The organism is Photobacterium sp. BZF1, assembly GCF_014349205.1.
In the GTDB taxonomy this organism is placed as follows: Bacteria; Pseudomonadota; Gammaproteobacteria; order Enterobacterales; family Vibrionaceae; genus Photobacterium.
Map to the genome: position 1 here is coordinate 21,368 of NZ_JACSOF010000050.1, position 19,083 is coordinate 40,450.

At 51.8% G+C, this 19,083-nt stretch carries 24 protein-coding genes; 15 read left to right on the forward strand and 9 right to left on the reverse strand.

All coding sequences use genetic code 11. The features are described 5' to 3' along the window. Window positions 1–2: 2 nt before the first annotated feature. The gene (locus tag BIZ37_RS13015) at window positions 3–800 is read left to right on the forward strand and encodes a DUF1338 domain-containing protein (RefSeq protein WP_187461886.1); all 798 of its coding nucleotides are present in this window, start codon (window positions 3–5) and stop codon (window positions 798–800) included. 107 nt (window positions 801–907) lie between these two features. Here BIZ37_RS13015 and BIZ37_RS13020 read toward each other — a convergent pair whose 3' ends face one another. After that, window positions 908–1,096 (reverse strand): hypothetical protein, encoded by a 189-nt coding sequence (locus BIZ37_RS13020; RefSeq protein WP_187461873.1) that lies wholly within the window; start codon window positions 1,094–1,096, stop codon window positions 908–910. A 191-nt stretch (window positions 1,097–1,287) separates the two neighbouring features. Further along, window positions 1,288–1,920 carry a cAMP-activated global transcriptional regulator CRP gene (crp, locus tag BIZ37_RS13025; protein WP_036801200.1) on the reverse strand — a complete coding sequence of 211 codons (633 nt, stop codon included), beginning with the start codon at window positions 1,918–1,920 and terminating at the stop codon, window positions 1,288–1,290. Between the two features lie 270 nt (window positions 1,921–2,190). On the opposite strand from crp, the gene BIZ37_RS13030 reads away from it, so the two are divergent. Beyond that, window positions 2,191–2,595, forward strand: a complete 405-nt coding sequence (locus BIZ37_RS13030; RefSeq protein WP_187461874.1) for an OsmC family protein — start codon at window positions 2,191–2,193, stop codon at window positions 2,593–2,595. Between the two features lie 99 nt (window positions 2,596–2,694). Here BIZ37_RS13030 and BIZ37_RS13035 read toward each other — a convergent pair whose 3' ends face one another. From BIZ37_RS13035 to BIZ37_RS13055, 5 genes are all read right to left on the reverse strand, one after another. Then, complete coding sequence (locus BIZ37_RS13035; protein WP_107299036.1) at window positions 2,695–3,564, reverse strand: phosphoribulokinase; 870 nt, start codon at window positions 3,562–3,564, stop codon at window positions 2,695–2,697. Between the two features lie 106 nt (window positions 3,565–3,670). Beyond that, the gene (locus tag BIZ37_RS13040) at window positions 3,671–3,892 is read right to left on the reverse strand and encodes a YheU family protein (RefSeq protein WP_107299037.1); all 222 of its coding nucleotides are present in this window, start codon (window positions 3,890–3,892) and stop codon (window positions 3,671–3,673) included. Between the two features lie 193 nt (window positions 3,893–4,085). Beyond that, window positions 4,086–5,060, reverse strand: a complete 975-nt coding sequence (locus BIZ37_RS13045; protein ID WP_370577354.1) for a hydrolase — start codon at window positions 5,058–5,060, stop codon at window positions 4,086–4,088. Window positions 5,061–5,086: 26 nt separating this feature from the next. Continuing rightward, window positions 5,087–5,575 carry a TIGR02444 family protein gene (locus tag BIZ37_RS13050; protein WP_187461876.1) on the reverse strand — a complete coding sequence of 163 codons (489 nt, stop codon included), beginning with the start codon at window positions 5,573–5,575 and terminating at the stop codon, window positions 5,087–5,089. After that, on the reverse strand, window positions 5,562–7,484 hold the full coding sequence (locus tag BIZ37_RS13055; protein WP_187461877.1) for an ABC transporter ATP-binding protein: 1,923 nt from the start codon (window positions 7,482–7,484) through the stop codon (window positions 5,562–5,564). Before BIZ37_RS13055 ends, BIZ37_RS13050 begins: the two co-directional genes overlap by 14 nt. Window positions 7,485–7,727: 243 nt before the next feature. On the opposite strand from BIZ37_RS13055, the gene kefG reads away from it, so the two are divergent. The 4 genes from kefG (at window position 7,728) to slyD (ending at window position 11,030) form a co-directional block, all read left to right on the forward strand. Next, window positions 7,728–8,297 carry a glutathione-regulated potassium-efflux system ancillary protein KefG gene (gene kefG, locus BIZ37_RS13060; protein WP_187461878.1) on the forward strand — a complete coding sequence of 190 codons (570 nt, stop codon included), beginning with the start codon at window positions 7,728–7,730 and terminating at the stop codon, window positions 8,295–8,297. After that, window positions 8,287–10,098, forward strand: coding sequence for a glutathione-regulated potassium-efflux system protein KefB (gene kefB / locus BIZ37_RS13065; RefSeq protein ID WP_107299042.1), 1,812 nt, complete (start codon window positions 8,287–8,289; stop codon window positions 10,096–10,098). Before kefG ends, kefB begins: the two co-directional genes overlap by 11 nt. 53 nt (window positions 10,099–10,151) lie before the next feature. Beyond that, the gene (locus BIZ37_RS13070; protein ID WP_107299043.1) at window positions 10,152–10,364 is read left to right on the forward strand and encodes a YheV family putative zinc ribbon protein; all 213 of its coding nucleotides are present in this window, start codon (window positions 10,152–10,154) and stop codon (window positions 10,362–10,364) included. A gap of 102 nt (window positions 10,365–10,466) precedes the next feature. Continuing rightward, window positions 10,467–11,030, forward strand: coding sequence for a peptidylprolyl isomerase (gene slyD, locus BIZ37_RS13075; protein ID WP_187461879.1), 564 nt, complete (start codon window positions 10,467–10,469; stop codon window positions 11,028–11,030). A gap of 265 nt (window positions 11,031–11,295) precedes the next feature. Here slyD and BIZ37_RS13080 read toward each other — a convergent pair whose 3' ends face one another. Further along, window positions 11,296–11,517 (reverse strand): SlyX family protein, encoded by a 222-nt coding sequence (locus BIZ37_RS13080; protein WP_187461880.1) that lies wholly within the window; start codon window positions 11,515–11,517, stop codon window positions 11,296–11,298. 4 nt (window positions 11,518–11,521) lie between these two features. Next, entirely contained in the window at window positions 11,522–12,499 is a 978-nt protein-coding gene (locus BIZ37_RS13085; RefSeq protein ID WP_187461881.1) for a WD40 repeat domain-containing protein, read from the reverse strand. Between the two features lie 177 nt (window positions 12,500–12,676). On the opposite strand from BIZ37_RS13085, the gene fkpA reads away from it, so the two are divergent. The 9 genes from fkpA to BIZ37_RS13130 form a co-directional block, all read left to right on the forward strand. Beyond that, the gene (gene fkpA, locus BIZ37_RS13090) at window positions 12,677–13,483 is read left to right on the forward strand and encodes an FKBP-type peptidyl-prolyl cis-trans isomerase (RefSeq protein WP_107299045.1); all 807 of its coding nucleotides are present in this window, start codon (window positions 12,677–12,679) and stop codon (window positions 13,481–13,483) included. A gap of 262 nt (window positions 13,484–13,745) precedes the next feature. Continuing rightward, on the forward strand, window positions 13,746–14,468 hold the full coding sequence (locus BIZ37_RS13095; RefSeq protein ID WP_107299092.1) for a transcriptional regulator: 723 nt from the start codon (window positions 13,746–13,748) through the stop codon (window positions 14,466–14,468). Beyond that, a complete protein-coding gene (tusD, locus tag BIZ37_RS13100; RefSeq protein WP_187461882.1) occupies window positions 14,465–14,857 on the forward strand; it encodes a sulfurtransferase complex subunit TusD in 393 nt (130 codons plus the stop codon). Before BIZ37_RS13095 ends, tusD begins: the two co-directional genes overlap by 4 nt. A gap of 10 nt (window positions 14,858–14,867) precedes the next feature. Then, window positions 14,868–15,224 carry a sulfurtransferase complex subunit TusC gene (tusC, locus tag BIZ37_RS13105; protein WP_187461883.1) on the forward strand — a complete coding sequence of 119 codons (357 nt, stop codon included), beginning with the start codon at window positions 14,868–14,870 and terminating at the stop codon, window positions 15,222–15,224. Window positions 15,225–15,247: 23 nt separating this feature from the next. Next, window positions 15,248–15,541 carry a sulfurtransferase complex subunit TusB gene (tusB, locus tag BIZ37_RS13110; protein ID WP_187461884.1) on the forward strand — a complete coding sequence of 98 codons (294 nt, stop codon included), beginning with the start codon at window positions 15,248–15,250 and terminating at the stop codon, window positions 15,539–15,541. Window positions 15,542–15,719: 178 nt separating this feature from the next. Further along, a complete protein-coding gene (gene rpsL / locus BIZ37_RS13115; RefSeq protein WP_004399892.1) occupies window positions 15,720–16,094 on the forward strand; it encodes a 30S ribosomal protein S12 in 375 nt (124 codons plus the stop codon). A gap of 96 nt (window positions 16,095–16,190) precedes the next feature. Further along, window positions 16,191–16,661, forward strand: a complete 471-nt coding sequence (rpsG, locus tag BIZ37_RS13120) for a 30S ribosomal protein S7 (RefSeq protein ID WP_036818327.1) — start codon at window positions 16,191–16,193, stop codon at window positions 16,659–16,661. Between the two features lie 90 nt (window positions 16,662–16,751). Next, window positions 16,752–18,848 carry an elongation factor G gene (gene fusA / locus BIZ37_RS13125; protein WP_107299049.1) on the forward strand — a complete coding sequence of 699 codons (2,097 nt, stop codon included), beginning with the start codon at window positions 16,752–16,754 and terminating at the stop codon, window positions 18,846–18,848. A 109-nt stretch (window positions 18,849–18,957) separates the two neighbouring features. Beyond that, the coding region (locus BIZ37_RS13130) for a GTP-binding protein (protein ID WP_230856459.1) at window positions 18,958–19,083 on the forward strand (126 nt) is incomplete at its 3' end.

Genomic DNA, 19,083 nt, shown 5'->3' on the forward strand with positions numbered 1-19,083 from the left:
ACATGGAAAGGGTAGAGCAACTATTTTCCGGGTTGTGGCAGGATTATATCCAGCGCCTGTGCCCGTCAGCGGCCCAGGTACATGATCTGCTGACCGAAGAAGAGCCGCTGCTCAATGACCATATTGCGCTGCGGACGTTTAATTTGCCAATGGTCGGCCTCGACCGTTTGGCAGCCCCGTTCATCGCGATTGGCTACAAGCCTTGCGGCCGCTACAAGTTCGAGGCCAAGAAACTGTATGCCGAACACTTCGAGCACCCCAACCCGTTAGCTCCTAAAGTGTTTATCAGTGAATTGATGGTCGGGCAGTTCAGTTCTTTGCTGCAGCAAACGGTCAGGGATCTGGTTAACCAGGTCCCCGAGCAAGCGATGCATGATCCGGCCTTCCTCTATGGCGGGCGGTTATGGGATTTGGACTACGCGACCTATGAACTGTTGGCAGCAGAGAGCGAGTATGCCGGCTGGTTAGCTGCCCATGGCTTCGGCGCCAACCACTTTACAGTGAGCATTAACCAGCTTGAGCAATTTACCGAAGTTGCCGAGGTCAATCACCTGCTGCGCCATAACGGCTTCGAGATTAACAGCGGCGGTGGTGAGGTCAAAGGTAGCCCCGAGGTGATGCTTGAGCAGTCGTCGACCATGGCCGACAGGGTGGAAGTAGGCTTTACCGATGGTGTCTATACCATTCCCGGTGGCTTCTATGAGTTTGCCAAGCGCTACCCGAAAGAAGACGGTGAGCTATATACCGGCTTTGTCGAAGCATCGGCAGACAAGATCTTCGAAAGTACCGACGCCAGTTAGCCACTCTTTTACCGGTTCGGTTTTTCACTGGGAACAAAAAGGCCGACGGCAACCATTGCCATCGGCCTTTTTAATATTTGGTCCCCATAGGCCTGAACTTAACGGTTTTAATGCTTGAGGCTGTCGAGCGGGTAGCCCAAATGGGATTCCGGCGTGTGGCGCTTCACCTTTTCGTGCTGTTCAAGGTAATGGCGACTGTCACTGAACCCGGTCATTTCAATAGTATCGGGCAGGGGCGAAATAACGCCGCGATGTAAGTGGTGGGTGCTATGCGGTGAAAAGCGTTCGATGTCCATACCGGTATTCCATTACAGGTGATGAGGTTGATATGCACAATGTAGCACCAAGCGAGCCAGATACAAGCATAAAAACAGTGATGCGGTAGACAGTAATGCCCTGAAAGCATGAAATGGGAGCGCTGCGGGTAATAAAAAAGCCGCACAGGGCGGCTTTTAGATATTGGTGTGTATTACGGAGAGCTAACGGCTTAGCGCGTACCGTAAACAACAATTGTTTTGCCGTGGGCAGAAATCAGGTTCTGCTCTTCCAGCATCTTCAAGATACGACCTACAGTCTCACGGGAACAGCCAACGATTTGGCCGATTTCCTGACGAGTGATCTTGATTTGCATACCGTCTGGGTGGGTCATTGCATCTGGCTGCTTAGCCAGATTCAATAGAGTCTGTGCGATACGGCCTGTTACGTCCAGAAATGCCAAGTCACCAACTTTCTGGCTTGTCACCTGTAGGCGGCTAGCCATTTGCGCAGATAGGCGCATTAGGATGTCTGGGTTTACCTGGATAAGCTGGCGGAATTTCTTGAAAGAAATTTCTGCGACTTCGCAAGGGGTCTTAGCACGAACCCAAGCGGTACGCTCTTGGCCTTCTTCGAATAGGCCTAATTCACCGATGAAGTCACCTTGGTTTAGGTAAGACAGGATCATTTCCTTACCTTCTTCATCCTTGATCAGGACCGCAACAGAACCTTTGACGATGTAGTAGAGCGTCTCTGCTTTTTCACCCGCGTGGATCAAAGTACTCTTTGAAGGGTATTTATGAATGTGGCAATGGGAAAGAAACCACTCTAGAGTTGGATCTGTTTGAGGTTTACCTGGAACCATATTACTAACTTCCTCTGCGTTTGTTGCCCAACAACGACGTCCTTCAAAATGCGGCTGGGCCTAACCATAATTAGTTCGTCGTTTAGGATATTCAGTCAACCGCTGGGCTGCAAGCTCACGTGAATAATTAGTTCAGATTTTATCTTTTTTCGGCGCGCTTTTCTTGATATTGATCTATGTGAAAAGGCCATTTTGTAGTCATAAGTGTGCACATGATCACACAGTTGCTAACAAGTGCCGAAACCCCGTAAAAGTTGTAAGGAGAAAGCAATGCAATCACGAGTGAAATGGGTCGAAAATATGACCTTTCTTGGACAGTCAAATTCCGGTCATAGCGTGGTGATGGACGGGAATGGTGGCGAAAAAGCGCCAAGCCCAATGGAACTGGTTTTGATGGCTGCGGGTGGATGTAGCTCGGTGGATGTGGTTGACGGACTCAAGTCAGCAGGCCAGAAAATTACTGGTTGTGAAGCGCAAATCAACTCGGTGCGCCGTGAGCAGGCCCCGCGTATTTTCACTACGGCCAACCTGCACTTTGTGGTCACGGGGATGGGTCTGGATGAAGTCATCGTAGCCAAGACGGTTGCCGACTCGCTTGAGAAATACTGCTCGGTATGCCTGATGCTGGGTGAAGGCGTCGAGATGACCCACTCGTACGAGGTGGTGGAAGAGTAATTCGGCGGCAAAAGATGGCGATGGGCCAGAGGCAATGGGAAAATCACGCCTATCGCCTATCGCCTATCGCCTATCGCCTATCGCCTATCGCCGGCGCTCTTACCCAATCTTTCCTGTATCAATCAGCTGCTGGATCAGCGGCCGCATAATCAACTCCATCGCAAAGCTCATTTTGCCGCCGGGCACCACGAGGGTGTTATGGCGCGACATGAATGACCCTTGGATCATTGACAGCAGGTAAGGGAAGTCGACATTTTTGATGCCTCGGAAACGGATCACCACGAAACTTTCATCCAGGCTAGGGATGGCCTTGGCACTGAATGGGTTCGAGGTATCGACCGTCGGGACCCGCTGGAAGTTGATATGGGTGCGGGAGAATTGCGGGGTAATGTAGTTGAGGTAATCGTCCATCGAGCGCACGATTGACTCCATTACGGCTTCGCGGGAGTGACCACGATCCCGAGTATCTCTGACGATCTTCTGGATCCATTCGAGGTTGACAATCGGCACCATGCCGATGAGCAGATCGACATGCTGGGCGGCATTGACCTCGCCATCGACCACACCACCGTGTAGGCCTTCATAGAATAGCAAGTCAGTATTTTCAGGCAGAGTTTGCCAAGGGGTAAATGTCCCTGGCATCTGGTTATACGGTACGGCTTCGTCAAACGTGTGCAGGTAACGGCGGAACTGGCCGCTACCGTCTTCGCCATATTGGCGGAAGAAAGTTTCCAGCAATGGGAAATCGTTGGCTTGGGGGCCGAAATAGCTGATATGGCGGCCTTGTTCTTTGGCCTTGCGGATTTCGACGTCCATTTCCGGACGGGTGAAGCGGTGGAAGCTATCACCTTCAAGCCAGGCAGCATTGATGCTCATCATATTGAACATCTTACGGAATGCTTCGGAGGTGGTAGACGTTCCCGCCCCCGAGGACCCTGTTACTGCAATAATGGGGTGTTTTGCAGACATGACAAACCCTGTCGTTAACATTAACGGAAAGAGTTATTAACAGGGCTGGGCGGTAAGGTCAAGCCAGGATGTCAAAAATGCCGGGTCTACAGAGTTCGGGGCAAGGTTAACTTTGGCCCAATTGGCGTTTGGATTTGATATCGATAGTCTCGTGCAGTTCGGAATACACAATCACCGCTTCACCGCTTTGCAGTTGCTTGCGTACCCGGTCAACCTTGGCGGCCAGTGACAACTCGCGCTCGCCATAGTCAGTCCCTTCGCGCAATACGAAATGCTCGATAATGTTAGTCAGGGTATCAGGGTCAAGGTCTTGCCAGGGGATGTTCATGGTTACGGCTTTTCTGTATCGGATGGTAAGGGCAATTATATTGGCAAATGCATCAGTTGTAGAGGGGGAAAGCGCAAGGCCAGCGGCTAGCGGCGAATGGCCCCTGGAAGAGCACAGAGCAAGAAGCTTGATCTCATTAGCGCTTTAGCTAAATCTTTGTATCGCCTATCGCCTATCGCCTATCGCCTATCGCCTATCGCCTATCGCCTATCGCCTGTTTAAACCACTCCGGTACCGTCTTCTCGAGCCAGAAATCCGGCTGGCGCCATGATCCGGTGACAAACCCGACATGGCCGCCGTATTGGCAGAGATCGTATTGGATGTGTGGCGGCAGCGGTTCTGTGGGGATCACCGCCTCGGTCATGAACGGGTCGTCCTTGGCATGGATCACCCTAAGTGGAACGGCCACGTCAGCAAGGCGGGGCAGGCCACTGCAGCGCTGGTAATAATCGGCGGCATCTTTGAAGCCGTGTAGCGGCGCTGTGACGTGTTCGTCAAACTGCCACAGGGTTTGCAGTTGCCCTGCGACTTCACTTGATACCGGCATATCACCAGGCAGGGCTGCGATTTTCCGGCTCAGGTTACGCTTCATCGAGCCGAGTAGGTATTGCTGGTAGATTTTGGAGAATCCCTGCTGGATCCTTTCCGAGCAGGCAGCGAGATCCAACGGCGGAGAAATCACCTGAGCGGCGGAGAGTTCGGAGTGCTCCCCACTTTCTGCTAGGTAGTTCACCAGCATATTACCCCCAAGCGACACACCGACGGCGACAAAGGGCTGGGTAGGTAATTGTTGGCGCAACCACTGGATAAAGAAACGGGCGTCGCTGGTTTCCCCCGAGTGGTAGCTACGCGGCATGCGGTTCATCTCGCCACTGCAGCCGCGAAAGTGCATCATTACCGCGAGCCAGCCTTGTTGCTTGGCGGCATGGAGCAACCCATTTGCATAGGGGCTGTGGAAACTGCCTTCAAGGCCATGGAACAGGATCATCACCGGCTGCTCGGGGTGGCAATCGGCAACAGGCGCTGTCCAGGCTAAGTCGAGGAAATCACCATCAGGCGTTTCAATCCGCTGGGTGAGGGGAGTGAACAATGGCTTGCGACGCAAAAAGCGCGGCAGCAGGGTTTGCAGGTGGGGGTTTGCTAGCCCTTTGGCTGGCTGGAAAGCCATTGTCATAACGGTTCCTCGAAGTGGTTCTATTTCGCCATCAGTTTATCTATCAATGCCACAGCCCCCAGGCGATGGCAATAGCGGGCAAGGTTTGCACCGGATACATGCTCTGCTACGTGGCGGAGCGGCATTTGGTTTAACGTCGCAATCAAGTCGTGCTGTTGCTGGCGCTCCATTTGCAACTCGAAGTTTTTGAGCTGCTCGTATCCGTCACTATCTAGCTGGGGCTTCAACGAGCGGCGCATGTGGCGGTAGCGTTCGAGCAGGCCCTCAGTCGGTTTGAGGCTCTGCTCGAGTTGCTGCCGTTGTTCCTGTGTCAGGTCAATAGACTGCGCATCGAGCCAGATCATTAGCAGGGCCAGGTTGACGCTCCCGCTGTGGAAAGTTTGCAGGGCCAGGCAGGCGGCCTCAACGTCCGCCTTAAAGTAGTGAGTGTAGCTAAACTGCCAGAAGGCATCATGGCTCAGCGGGTCGCGCTTCGAACCATGACGGCAAGGCTCATCATTCAGGGGCATGTTGCTGCTCCATTGACTCCAGTTCTTCCTGTAGCTCCATCCACTCCATTTCTACCTCTTCCAGCGATGACTTGGCATCCGCCTGGATCTGTAGCTGTTCATTCAGCAGAGCTTTGTTCTCCGCCTCATAAATGCTGCTGTCACTGAGTTTGGCTTCGGCATCACTGATAGCGGCATTGAGCTTGTCCATCTTGGTTTCAAGCTGGGTGATTTTCTTGCGGATCGGGGCTGTCAGCTTGCGCAGCTCTGCCTCCAGACGCTTTTGTTCTTTGCGCGAAGCGGCGCTGTTGTCTTTGGTCACTTCCGGCTTGCTGGCCTGCATTTCTCGGCGTTCGTTGCGCTGCTGCTCGGTCAACCATTTGTGGTAATCGTTGAGGTCACCGTTGAACGGGACGACCTGACGGTCGTGAACGAGGTAAAGGTCATCGGTTGTCGCCCGCAATAGGAAACGGTCGTGGCTGACAATGACCATTGCGCCATCATAGGACTGCAAGGCGAGTGTCAGGGCCTGGCGCATATCGAGATCCAGGTGGTTGGTCGGTTCATCGAGTAGCAGCAGGTTAGGGCGTTGCCATACGATAAGGGCCAGTACCAGACGCGCCTTTTCCCCACCGGAGAATGGGCCGACTTTTTCCAATGCCTTGTCGCCTAGGAAGCCGAAGCTTCCGAGGTAGTCACGTAACTGCTGCTCGGTAGCCTGCGGGGCTATACGCGCCATATGCTGGACCGGGGTATCGTCCATATACAGGGTTTCAAGCTGGTGCTGGGCGAAGTAGCCAATCTTCACACCCTGTGAGTAGGCGAGCTCCCCGGCCTTGGCTGGCAGTTCGCCAGCCAGCATCTTGATCAGGGTCGATTTACCGGCGCCGTTGCGGCCGAGTAGGCCAATTCGGCTACCCGGCACCAGGTTCAACCGGATTTTTTCAAGGATCAGGTTGTCACCGTAACCCGCCGCCACCTGATCCATCATCAGGATTGGGTTCGGCAGGGCGCTGGGTTCGCGGAACTCGAAGCTGAAGGGGTTATCGAACTGGGCCGGTAACACTTTTTCCATCCGCTCTAGGGCTTTGATCCGGCTCTGGGCCTGACGGGCCTTGCTGGCCTTGTAACGGAAGCGGTCTATGTAAGATTGCATATGGGCCATTTGCTTTTGCTGCTTCTGGTACATTGCCTGTTGCAACACCAGCTTTTCCGCCCGCTGGGTTTCAAACGATGAGTAGTTACCGGTGTAACTGTTCATGGTCTGGTTTTCAATATGGATGATCCGATTGACGATAGGGTCAAGGAAGTCACGGTCGTGCGAGATCAATACCAGCGTGCCACGGTAGCTTTGTAGCCATTTTTCCAGCCACATGACAGCATCGAGATCCAAGTGGTTGGTTGGTTCATCGAGTAACAGCAAGTCTGAGCGGCAAAGCAGGGCCTGGGCAAGGTTGAGGCGCATACGCCAACCACCCGAAAATTGGGTTAGGTGCCATTGCATTTGTTCCTGCGAGAAACCCAAACCGTCCAACAGTTCGGCGGCACGGGCACGGATACTGTAGCCACCAATGGCTTCTAGCTTGCCATGCAATTCTGCAACCTTGGTACCATTGTCTGCTTGCTCGGCAGCAAGTAGATCTGCTTCCAATTGGCGGTATTCACGGTCACCGTCAATGACATATTCCAGTGCCTCACGCTCAAGGGCAGGGGTTTCCTGGGCAACCCAAGCCAACTCCCAGTTTGCTGGGTACTGGCAGTTACCGGCATCGACACTCAGCTCATGCTTAAGCAGGGCAAACAGAGTGGACTTACCACAGCCATTTTTGCCGACCAGACCGACTTTGTCGCCCGGGTGGATAGTCGCCGTGGCTTGGTCAAGCAGGATCTTGCCACCGCGTAGAAGTTGGATATCGGAAAAAGTGATCATTGACTGTGCCGGGGGTGCCCCGCTCCGCAAAAACTAAATGCAAGAAATAAGTGCGGAGTCTACCGCAAAGCGGCGGTGACCGCTAATACCTGCCATAGCGGAAGAAAAAACAAACAAGGTGGCAATGGGAGGCGATTAATCGATCCTCTTTGCCTGCAATTATGTATTATGTTGATATAGGTTAATAAAAAGTTGTAACCCATGGCGAAATAGGCATATTTTGCTGTTGTAACAAGGAATGCTATGTTAGCAAAAGGACTTCCACGCATACTCGTACTTTATGCCCATCCCGATCCGGAGGCATCGGTTGCTAACCGCGCCATGCTGGCGGCGATCAGCCGGCTCCCCCATGTCACGGTCCATGACCTCTATGCGGCCTATCCCGACTTCTTTATCGACATTACTTTTGAACGCGAGCTAGTCCGGGATCACGACATCATCGTCTTCCAGCACCCGCTTTATATGTATTCCTGCCCGTCACTGCTTAAGGAGTGGATAGACGTCGTCTTGAGCAAAGGGTTTGCCCACGGTGAAGGCACCCAAACCCAGGGTAAGTATTGGCGTTCGGTGATCACCACTGGCGGGGCGGCTGAGGCATATACCCCAGACGGTTACAACCGTTGCAGCGTTGATGAAATCCTCCGCCCGTTCGAACTGAGTGCCATGCTGTGCCGGATGAAGTGGCTGCCGCCGTTGGTGTTGCACTGGGCCCGACGGATACCTGCCGGGGAACGTGAACAACATGCCGAAGAGTATCGTCAGTGGCTGGAAGCGCCAATGGCCCTGATGGAGGAAGCGAAGTATGGCGAGTGATGTATTGTCGGTCAGTGTCGTGTTCCTTGCCGCAGCGGTGGTGGCTGTGCCGATTGCCCAACGTTTGGGGCTGGGCTCTGTTTTAGGGTATTTGTTGGCGGGGATCGCTATTGGCCCGTGGGGGCTGAGGCTGATTTCTGATGTGGATGCCATTCTCCATTTCTCCGAATTCGGTGTGGTACTGCTGCTGTTCCTGATAGGCCTTGAACTAAACCCCAAGAAGCTGTGGCAGATGCGCAAGCCTATTTTGGGGCTGGGCGGTAGCCAGGTGGTGGTCACCAGTTTGGTGATTGCAGCCTTGGTTTTGATGCTGGCCGGCCAGTCATTGTTGCCTGCGGTGTCTTGGCGTGATGCGCTAGTGGTGGGGATGGGGTTGGCGTTGTCGTCAACGGCGATTGCCTTACGTGTTATTGAAGAGCAGAACCTCGGCGGGAGCGAAACCGGTCAGTCCGGGTTTGCGGTTTTGCTGTTCCAAGATATTGCCGTGATCCCTATGTTGGCGATACTGCCGGTCTTAGCGGGGGGGGGCGGTGGTAGCTGGATTGATTTTGCCTGGATGATAGGTGGGATCCTTGCCTTGTTGGTCGGCGGTCATTTCCTGTTGCGGCCATTGTTCCGCTGGGTGGTGATGAGCGGTGTGCGTGAGCTGTTCAATGTCGCGGCCCTGCTTCTGGTGATCGGTATTGCTCTGGGAATGCAGTCGCTAGGGCTGTCGATGGCGCTCGGTACTTTCTTGGCCGGGGTATTGCTGGCCGAGAGTGAGTACCGCCATGAGCTGGAAATTGCCATTGAGCCTTTCAAAGGGTTGTTGCTGGGCCTGTTTTTCATCTCGGTGGGGATGGCGGTCAACCTCGGGCTACTGTTGCAATACCCATTGCAGATCCTGCTAGCCGTCATTGCCCTAATTAGTATCAAAGGTTTTATTTTGTATGGGCTGGCACGTATTTTTGGTACCCGAGCCAAATCACGCAGCCAGATGGCGGCGATCCTTAGCCAAGGGGGAGAGTTCGCTTTTGTCCTGTTTACCGCCGCAATGGGCGAGGGGCTTTTGGGTGGAGAACTGTCAGCGTTCCTGCTGGTGGTCGTGAGCCTGTCGATGATGACGACGCCGCTTATTTTGCTGCTGCAGGATAAGTGGTTTGTTTACACCTTCAAGGCGGAAGCCGAGGCTGAGCTAGAATCAGACGTGATAGACCGTGAACCGCGAGTGATTATCACCGGTTTCGGTCGCTTCGGTCAGGTCGTAGGGCGATTGCTGTTTGCCAATAAAATCCGGGTGACGGTACTGGAGCGGGATCCAAGCCAGATCCAATTCCTGCGTAAATTCGGCTACAAGGTGTATTACGGTGATGCCACCCAATTGGAATTACTGCGTGCCGCTGGGGCAGATAAGGCAGAAGCCATCATCATCTGTACCGATGAGCCCGACGAGGTGATGGAAGTGGTTGACTTGTGCCAGCAATATTTCCCCAACCTCAAAGTACTGGCAAGGGCCCGCAGCCGGGTTGAAGCTCACCAGCTGCTTAGCCATGGCGTCGAGAACTTTTCCCGTGAAACTTTTGCAGGTGCCCTTGATTTGGGCCGCCAGGCCCTCATATCTCTGGGTATGCACCCCTATCAGGCCAAGCGGGCTGAAGCCCATTTCCGCCGCTTGGATACCACCGCTCTGAGAGATCTGTTGCCGCAACACTCGGAAGATGTCCATCTGGCAACTCGGGCACGTGAAGCGCGCAAAGAGCTTGAAGAGATCTTTGATAGGGAAATGCGGGGAGAGCGGGAGCGTCATAACGGCTGGGATTGACCAGTCCTTAAATATTAGTGACATCAACGAACATAGTGGCAAGGAGCGAAAGCATGGCCAAGAAACGGTTTATCGCCGGTGCAGTCTGTCCAAGCTGTAGTCAGCAGGATACATTGCGCTGGTGGCAGGAAAATGAGGTTGAGCGGGTTGAATGTGTATCCTGCGGCCATACCGATACCAGGGCCCCCCAGTCCGTCGAGCAGAGCGATCAACTCTCTTCGCAAACCAAACAACAGGTTATCGGGATATTCAAACCCGAGGACTAAGTAGGCTGAACAGCCTTTAAACAGAATATTGGCATCTTGCTGCCATTATCCGGTATCATGCGGGCGAAATCCTTTGATACCCAGTTCAAAATTGGAGTAAACATGAAAGTCGCTAAAGACATCGTAGTAAGCCTGGCTTACCAAGTTAAGACCGAAGAAGGCGTTGTTGTTGACCAGTCGACAACTGAAGCACCTCTTGATTACCTACACGGCCACAACAACCTGATCGTAGGTTTGGAGAAGGCGCTTGAAGGCCGTGAAGCTGGCGACAAGTTTGAAGTGACAGTTGCTCCAGAAGAAGCTTACGGCGAGCACATCGATGCGATGGTTCAGCGTGTACCGGCTGACGTTTTCCAGGGCGTAGACGAAATCACTGTAGGCATGCGTTTCCTAGCAGACACTGATCAGGGCCCAATCCCTGTAGAAGTGACTGAAGTTGACGGTGACCACGTTGTTGTCGACGGCAACCACATGCTAGCTGGTCAAACTCTGACTTTCGGCGTAGAAGTTGTTGCTGTTCGCGCTGCGACTGAAGAAGAAATCGCTCACGGCCACATCCACCAGGGTGGCGGCTGCTGTGGTGGCGGTAGCTGCGGCGACCACGGTGAGAAAGAAGAAGGCTGCTGCGGCGGCGAAGAAAAAGGCGGCTGCGGCTGCTCGCACTAATCATTCTTAATGATTAAGTGATCAAAAACGGGAGGCATTGGCTTCCCGTTTTTATTTTTGATGCATTTTGGGATGGCCCTGAGGTTCTATGGCCCTATGGAAGAGCAGTAAAGCTCATACTTTTCTAGTCTAGGGTTGAAATTTAGCTCAATACGTATGGAGAATATTCACTCCCTACCGGCATAGTAAATTTTCACAGCACCACAGCACCACAGCACCACAGCACCAAGGACCTAGGACCGCGAACCCAGTACCACTTGCCCGGTCAATAATGCGGCGGCGGTGTCTCTTCCGACTCGTTGGCCAGGTTGGATGGTTCCATTCCCTTCACCTTGCCGACCATGAACTTCAACTGGGTCTGCATCTTGTCAATCAGGAACTGTTGCTCGGTCAGGGCCTGGTTGAGGTCTTCGATGGTTTGTTCCTGGAAAGCCTGCTTCATTTCAAGCTCGTCGATACGGGCCTGTAGCTGTTCGATTTCTTTCATTGCGTTATTCCGTCGTCCATTGCTGGGCGATACCTGCTGACGTCCCCGAGATCACCTGACCGTCGGGTGTAATGGCCACATCATACACCACCGCAGCGGGTGGTCGAGTATCTTGTTTGGCTGCCGCTTCCCAGCGACCTAGGTTATCACCGCTCTGGGTATCCCACAGTTCGATCCGGCGGGCAGGAGTACCGGTAGCGATTAGCTTGCCGTCATCGGAGAAACGGGCACTGGATAGGATTTGCTGGCGGAGCCTAACAGCCAGTGAGGAGACTTGCTCACCATTTTGTAGGTCCCAGATAGTAATGTCGTTGCTACCATCGGCTGTCATCGCCAGTTTACCATCCCGTTGCAGTGCCACCCGGCTGATCCGGCTCTGGTGTTCGAACTGCTGAATGATCTGGCCGCTCTGGGTATCCCACAGGTAGGCGGAATGGTCATTGCCACCCGACAGGGCATAACGACCATTGGCAGAAATAGCGACGGAATTGACTTTTTCTCGGTGGGCAAGGAACTCTAGTCGCCTTCCGCTGCCCAAGTCGACGTACAGGGCTTTACTATTGGACAGTGCCAATAGCACATGCTGGCCATTGTTGGCGATAGCGGCATCACGGATAAGGCCGTCGGAAATCGACCACAGGCCCTCGGATTGCCCCCAGGCTAAATCCCACACTGCAAAGTTTTGTGCGGTTGCAGTAATGGCATAACGCCCATTATCGGAAATCTGGCTGCTCAGCACTGTATTGTGATATGGATCTTGAGAACCAAACTCAGCTAACTTTTTGTTTTGCTGTAAGTCCCACAGCACGATACCTTGTTGGGCTGAGTGGTAGAGGGCAAAACGCCCGTCCCGACTGAGGCTGAAGCTGGTGGTACCTTCTGGAGCCAAGTTCCAGCGATTGAGCTCTGTACCGGAAAAAAAACAGCCAGTGAGGATGAAAAGTGCCAAAATGAAAAAAGGCACGTATCTTTTTGTTTGCATTAAGGTCTGGTTCCACTTGGTTAACACATAGTGTTAATTTTTATGAATGCACTGCCCGTGCTGTGCATCCATAAGACGTATATTAGTATATTGATCTACAGTGCTTTTCATACCGCACGTTGAAAAGGCTGGCGACTGATTTTTGAGGCATCGCCTCAGTTTAAAATGGAGAAATACATGAAACCTGTTCTGAAGATGTCTGTTTTGGCTGCAACGATCCTGCTAGCTGTAGGCTGCCAAGATGAAAAAGCAGCAGAAACAAAACCGGCAGAGCCTGCAAAAGTAGAGCAGGTGGCAGCTGAAGCCGCACCGGCGACATTCGCAACTGAAGATGACAAAGCCGCATATGCTATTGGTGCTTCTCTGGCACAATACCTGGCTGCGAACCTAGACCAGCAGAAAGAGTTGGGCTTGGAGCTAAGCAAAGAGCAAGTACTAGCGGGTGTGACCGATGTATTTGCCGACAAGAGCCGCCTAACGCAGGAAGAGACCCAGCAGGCGCTTCAGGCACTGGATCAGCGTGTGTCTGAAATTGCACAGCAAAAAGCACAGGAAGAAGCTGAGAAGAACATCAAGGCTGGTGAAGACTACCGTGCTGAGTTTGAGAAGAAAGACGGCGTGGTGAAAACTGACTCAGGCCTGCTTTACCAGGTTGAGACTGAGGGTGAAGGCGACAAGCCAGCAGCAACGGATACAGTAAAAGTACATTACAAAGGTATGCTAACTGACGGTACTGAGTTCGACAGCTCTTACGCACGTAACCAGCCAGCAACCTTCCCACTGAACCAGGTTATTTCTGGTTGGACTGAAGGTGTCCAGCTAATGCCGGTGGGTTCTAAGTTCACCTTCGTTATCCCGCCAGAGCTAGCCTACGGTTCTCAGGCGAACCCAAGTATCCCTGCTAATTCTACGCTGGTATTCGAAGTAGAACTTCTTGATATCGTAAAAGCGGATCAGCCAGCAGAGGTTGAAGCTGCCCAGTAATCCTGCCCGCAGCAATATTGCGATTTAGGAAGAGTTAAAAAACCCAGCCTCGGCTGGGTTTTTTTATCATTCTAGTTGTATATGGTGTGAAAATGTTCAGGCAACTGTCCGAAATCTGATAAACTTGCAAGCAAGATTTGAAATTTTATCAATCGCCGTGAAATTTTCTTTCCCGGTGAGGCATAGCCCATTCTATTTATTTTTTCCCATTTCTGTGGCGCAGAAGTGAAATAGAATGGGCAACAGCAAGGAAGATAGACGCGTGGTATCTACTGAAAACTTTGGCTCAGATGTGATGGTTGAGAGTGACTTGATTGAGCCGCGTGCTTTTAGCGAGCACGATTACATTATTCTTCGTTCATACGAGGCCGTTGTAGACGGCTTGGCTGCCTTGATTGGTCCATTCTGTGAAATCGTGCTGCACTCATTGGCCGATCTCAACACCTCTGCAATCAAGATCGCCAATGGTGAAAATACTGGGCGTAAAGTAGGTTCGCCAATCACCGATCTTGCCCTACGCATGCTACGTGACATCGAAGGCTCGGAGCGTAACTTCTCCCGTGCCTACTTCACCCGTGCCAAGGGCGGCGACTTGATGAAGTCGATCACCATTGCAATCCGCAACGGCGACAACGATATCATCGGCCTGCTGTGTATCAACGTAAACCTCGACGCACCGTTTTCGCAGATCTTGCAATCCTTCATGCCGACCGATGAAGCCAAGCAGGCGGCATCAAGCGTTAACTTTGCCAGTGATGTTGACGAGTTGGTGGACCAGACCGTTGAGCGTACCATCGAAGAAATCAACGCCGATAAGAATGTATCGAACAACGCTAAGAACCGTCAGATCGTGATGGAGCTGTTCGACAAAGGTATCTTCGACATTAAAGATGCGATCAACCGGGTTGCAGACCGCCTTAATATCTCCAAGCATACGGTCTACCTCTACATCCGCCAGCGCAAGACCGAGGATGGCGAAAAATGAGCCTGAACTATGTGCTGGTGGTGGAAGGCCCGGCCTACGGGACCCAATCGGCACGGACGGCCTACCAATTTGCCGATGCACTACTGGCTGAGGGCCACCGCCTGACCCGGGTGTTCTTCTATCAAGACGGGGTGCATAACGGCTCAGCCCTGACGGCACCGGCTTCGGATGAATTTGACCTAGTGGCTGCTTGGCAGCAATTGGCACAGGTTCATGGCACTGAGCTGCAAACCTGTGTGGCTGCAGCATTGCGCCGCGGGATCATCAGCCCCCAGGAAGCCGAACAGAACCAACTGGCAAGCAGTAATTTGGCGGAGGGTTTTGAGCAGGCAGGGTTGGGTGGTTTGGCCGAAGCCATGCTGACCGCCGATCGCGTTATTCAGTTTTAACAGGATAATCATGACAACTCTAGGTTTTGTATTCCGCCATGCCCCTCATGGTACTGCTTCGGGTCGTGAAGGCCTTGACGCGGTATTGGCGACCTCCGCCTACAGCGAAGATATTTCGCTGTTCTTCCATGGCGATGGTGTTTACCAGTTACTGGACTGCCAGCAGCCAAAAGGCATTTTATCCCGCGACTATATCGCTACCTTCAAGATGCTTGAACTCTATGACATCGAACAGGTTTATGTCTGCAGCCAGTCTTTGCAGGCTCGCGGACTAACGACAGACGATCTGCTGATCGATGTTATTGCCTGCGAGGCGGATGAGTTTTCCGGCCATTTGCATGCCTGCCAGCGCGTGCTGGCATTCTAAGCCCTTTCTCGGTGAGGCTCTGTATGCTCCATATTTTTACCCGCTCCCCATTTCAGTCCCGAGCATTTGATGAATCGGCTGCGGTGATCAGCCAAAATGACTCGATTTTGCTGATCCAAGACGCAGTTATCGCTGCTACGGTTGAAAATAGCCCAATTTTTTCGTTTCAAGATGCCGGCGTGAAAATTTATTTACTGGCAGAGGATTTAGCTGCTCGCGGATTGCAGGATAAGCTTAAGCTTGAAGTCAATGTTGTTGATTATAAAGGCTTTGTTGGCTTAACTGTTGATTGCGAAACGCAAATGAAGTGGGCCTAACAGGCATTCTCAAACCTTGGAAAACCCGTGGATATCAGGTTGATTAAGAAATAATCATTTGATTGATCGCTGGTTACATCTTGACACCCTTGGGTGCGATGCCTAAAATTTCGCGTCCTCCTGTTGTTGGGAGGCAGATTTTTCACATTTACGAAAGTAATATTTCAGGAGCTATTTAATGGCAACTATTAACCAGTTGGTACGTAAGCCACGTGCTAAGCAAGTTGTAAAAAGCAACGTGCCTGCACTAGAAGCGTGCCCACAGAAGCGTGGTGTATGTACTCGTGTATACACTACTACTCCTAAAAAACCTAACTCAGCACTTCGTAAAGTTTGTCGTGTACGTCTGACAAACGGCTTCGAAGTAACATCGTACATCGGCGGTGAAGGTCACAACCTTCAGGAGCACTCAGTTGTTCTAATCCGTGGTGGTCGTGTTAAAGACCTTCCGGGTGTTCGTTACCACACTGTTCGTGGTGCACTTGACTGTGCAGGCGTTAATGACCGTAAACAAGGTCGTTCTAAGTACGGTGTGAAGCGTCCTAAGTCTTAATGGATTCCGTTAAGTAAGGCCAAACACTAAAATTATTTAATTTTTGAAGAAACTGAAAAGTTTTGGATAACCTGAAGAAGACAACGGAGAATATCCATGCCACGTCGTCGCGTAATCGGTCAGCGTAAGATCCTTCCAGATCCAAAGTTCAAATCTGAATTGCTGGCAAAATTCGTTAACATCCTAATGGTTGACGGTAAGAAATCTACTGCTGAGAAAATTGTTTACTCTGCACTAGAAACAATGGCTGAGCGTTCTGGTGAAGAACACCTAGCTATCTTTGAAAAAGCTCTTGAAAATGTACGTCCAGCGGTAGAAGTTAAGTCTCGCCGTGTGGGTGGTTCAACTTACCAGGTGCCTGTAGAAGTACGTCCAGTACGTCGTAACGCACTAGCTATGCGTTGGTTGGTTGAAGCTGCGCGTAAGCGTGGTGAAAAATCTATGGCTCAGCGTCTAGCAGGCGAAATGCTTGATGCGGCTGACAACAAAGGTTCTGCTGTTAAGAAACGTGAAGACGTTCACCGTATGGCAGACGCGAACAAAGCGTTCGCACATTACCGCTGGTAATCACCCCGGTAATACAAATAGGGCGCGGCAAGCTTGGCTTGTCGCGCCTAAACCATACTCTAAGGACTCCCTTAGTAAGAGGATACTGCCGTGGCTCGTAAAACGCCTATCGAGCGCTACCGTAACATCGGTATTTGTGCTCACGTTGACGCCGGTAAAACAACAACTACCGAGCGTATCCTGTTCTATACAGGCTTATCTCACAAAATTGGTGAGGTTCACGACGGCGCAGCTACCATGGACTGGATGGAGCAGGAGCAGGAGCGTGGTATCACTATCACATCTGCTGCAACTACAACCTTCTGGCGTGGTATGGAAGCTCAGTTCCCTGAGCACCGCGTAAACATCATCGATACCCCAGGACACGTTGACTTTACTATCGAAGTAGAGCGTTCATTGCGTGTGCTTGATGGTGCTGTTGTTGTTTTCTGTGGTTCATCAGGTGTTGAGCCTCAGTCTGAGACCGTTTGGCGCCAGGCTGACAAGTACGAAGTACCGCGTATGGTTTTCGTAAACAAGATGGACCGAGCTGGTGCCGACTTCCTTCGCGTTGTTGACCAGATCAAAAACCGTCTTGGTGCGAACCCAGTGCCAATTCAATTGAATATCGGTGCTGAAGACGAATTCAAAGGCGTTGTTGACCTTATCAAGATGAAGGCCATCAACTGGAATGAAGATGATCAGGGTATGTCATTTACCTATGAAGACATTCCAGCTGACATGGTTGAGCTTGCTGAGGAATGGCGTCAGAACCTGGTTGAATCAGCTGCGGAAGCAACTGAAGAGCTGATGGACAAGTACCTTGAAGAAGGTGAACTGTCTGAAGCGGAAATCAAGGCCGGTCTTCGCCAGCGTACGCTAGCGAATGAGATCGTGCTGGCAACCTGTGGTTCAGCATTCAAAAACAAAGGCGTTCAGGCTGTACTTGATGCAGTGATTGAATTCCTGCCTTCGCCAACGGAAGTGAAAGCTATCCGCGGTGAAGACGAAGCGGGTAACGAAGTTGAGCGCCACTCTAGTGATGACGAACCATTCTCAGCACTAGCGTTCAAAATCGCGACCGACCCATTCGTTGGAACCTTGACCTTCATGCGCGTTTACTCTGGAGTTGTAAATTCAGGCGACACCGTCTACAACTCAGTAAAAGAAAAACGCGAGCGTTTCGGTCGTATCGTACAGATGCACTCGAACAAGCGTGAAGAAGTTAAGGAAATCCGCGCGGGTGATATCGCTGCGGCGATTGGCCTGAAGAATGTCACCACCGGTGACACCCTGTGTGACCAGGACCACAAAGTGGTTCTAGAGCGCATGGAATTCCCAGAGCCAGTAATTCAAATCGCTGTAGAGCCTCGCTCTCAGGCTGACCAAGAGAAAATGGGTATTGCACTGGGTAAACTGGCTGCAGAAGATCCATCTTTCCGCGTCGAAACCGACGATGAATCTGGCCAGACTCTGATTTCAGGCATGGGTGAACTTCACCTTGATATCATCGTTGACCGTATGAAGCGCGAATTCAGCGTTGAATGTAACGTTGGTAAACCTCAGGTGGCTTACCGTGAAACTATCCGTGGCAAAACGGAAGTGGAAGGTAAATTTGTACGCCAGTCTGGTGGTCGCGGTCAATATGGTCACGTATGGCTGAAAATCGAACCATCGGAGCCTGATGAAGGTTTCGTGTTCGTGGACGAAGTCGTTGGTGGTGTGGTACCGAAAGAGTACATTGGTGCTGTTGCCAAAGGTATCGAAGAGCAGATGAACAACGGTGTGCTGGCTGGCTATCCTGTATTGGATGTCAAAGCGACCCTGTTCGACGGTTCTTACCATGACGTTGACTCCAACGAAATGGCATTTAAGATTGCCGGTTCTATGGCTTTCAAGAAGGGTGCGCTAGAAGCACAACCTGTAATTCTTGAGCCATTGATGAAGGTTGAAGTAACCACTCCGGAAGACTGGATGGGTGATGTTGTTGGTGACCTTAACCGTCGCCGCGGCATGATCGAAGGTATGGACGAAGGCCCTGCTGGCCTGAAGATTGTCCGTGCCAAAGTACCGCTTTCGGAAATGTTCGGTTACGCAACCGACTTGCGTTCAGCGACCCAGGGTCGTGCGTCATACTCGATGGAATTCAGCGAATACGCTGATGTTCCTAAGAATGTCGCCGATGCAATCATCGCCGAGCGTGGTTAATCGCAAGATCTATATTGCGCCAATGGCTGTTGGCGCATAAAATAGCAACTTCTGACGCGTCCCATAAAAATTTCGGTGGGGCGTATCATAACTAGGAAGGAACACGATCGTGTCTAAAGAAAAATTTGAACGTACGAAACCGCACGTTAACGTTGGTACTATCGGCCACGTTGACCACGGTAAAACTACTCTAACTGCTGCTATCTGTACTACTTTGTCAAAAGTATACGGTGGT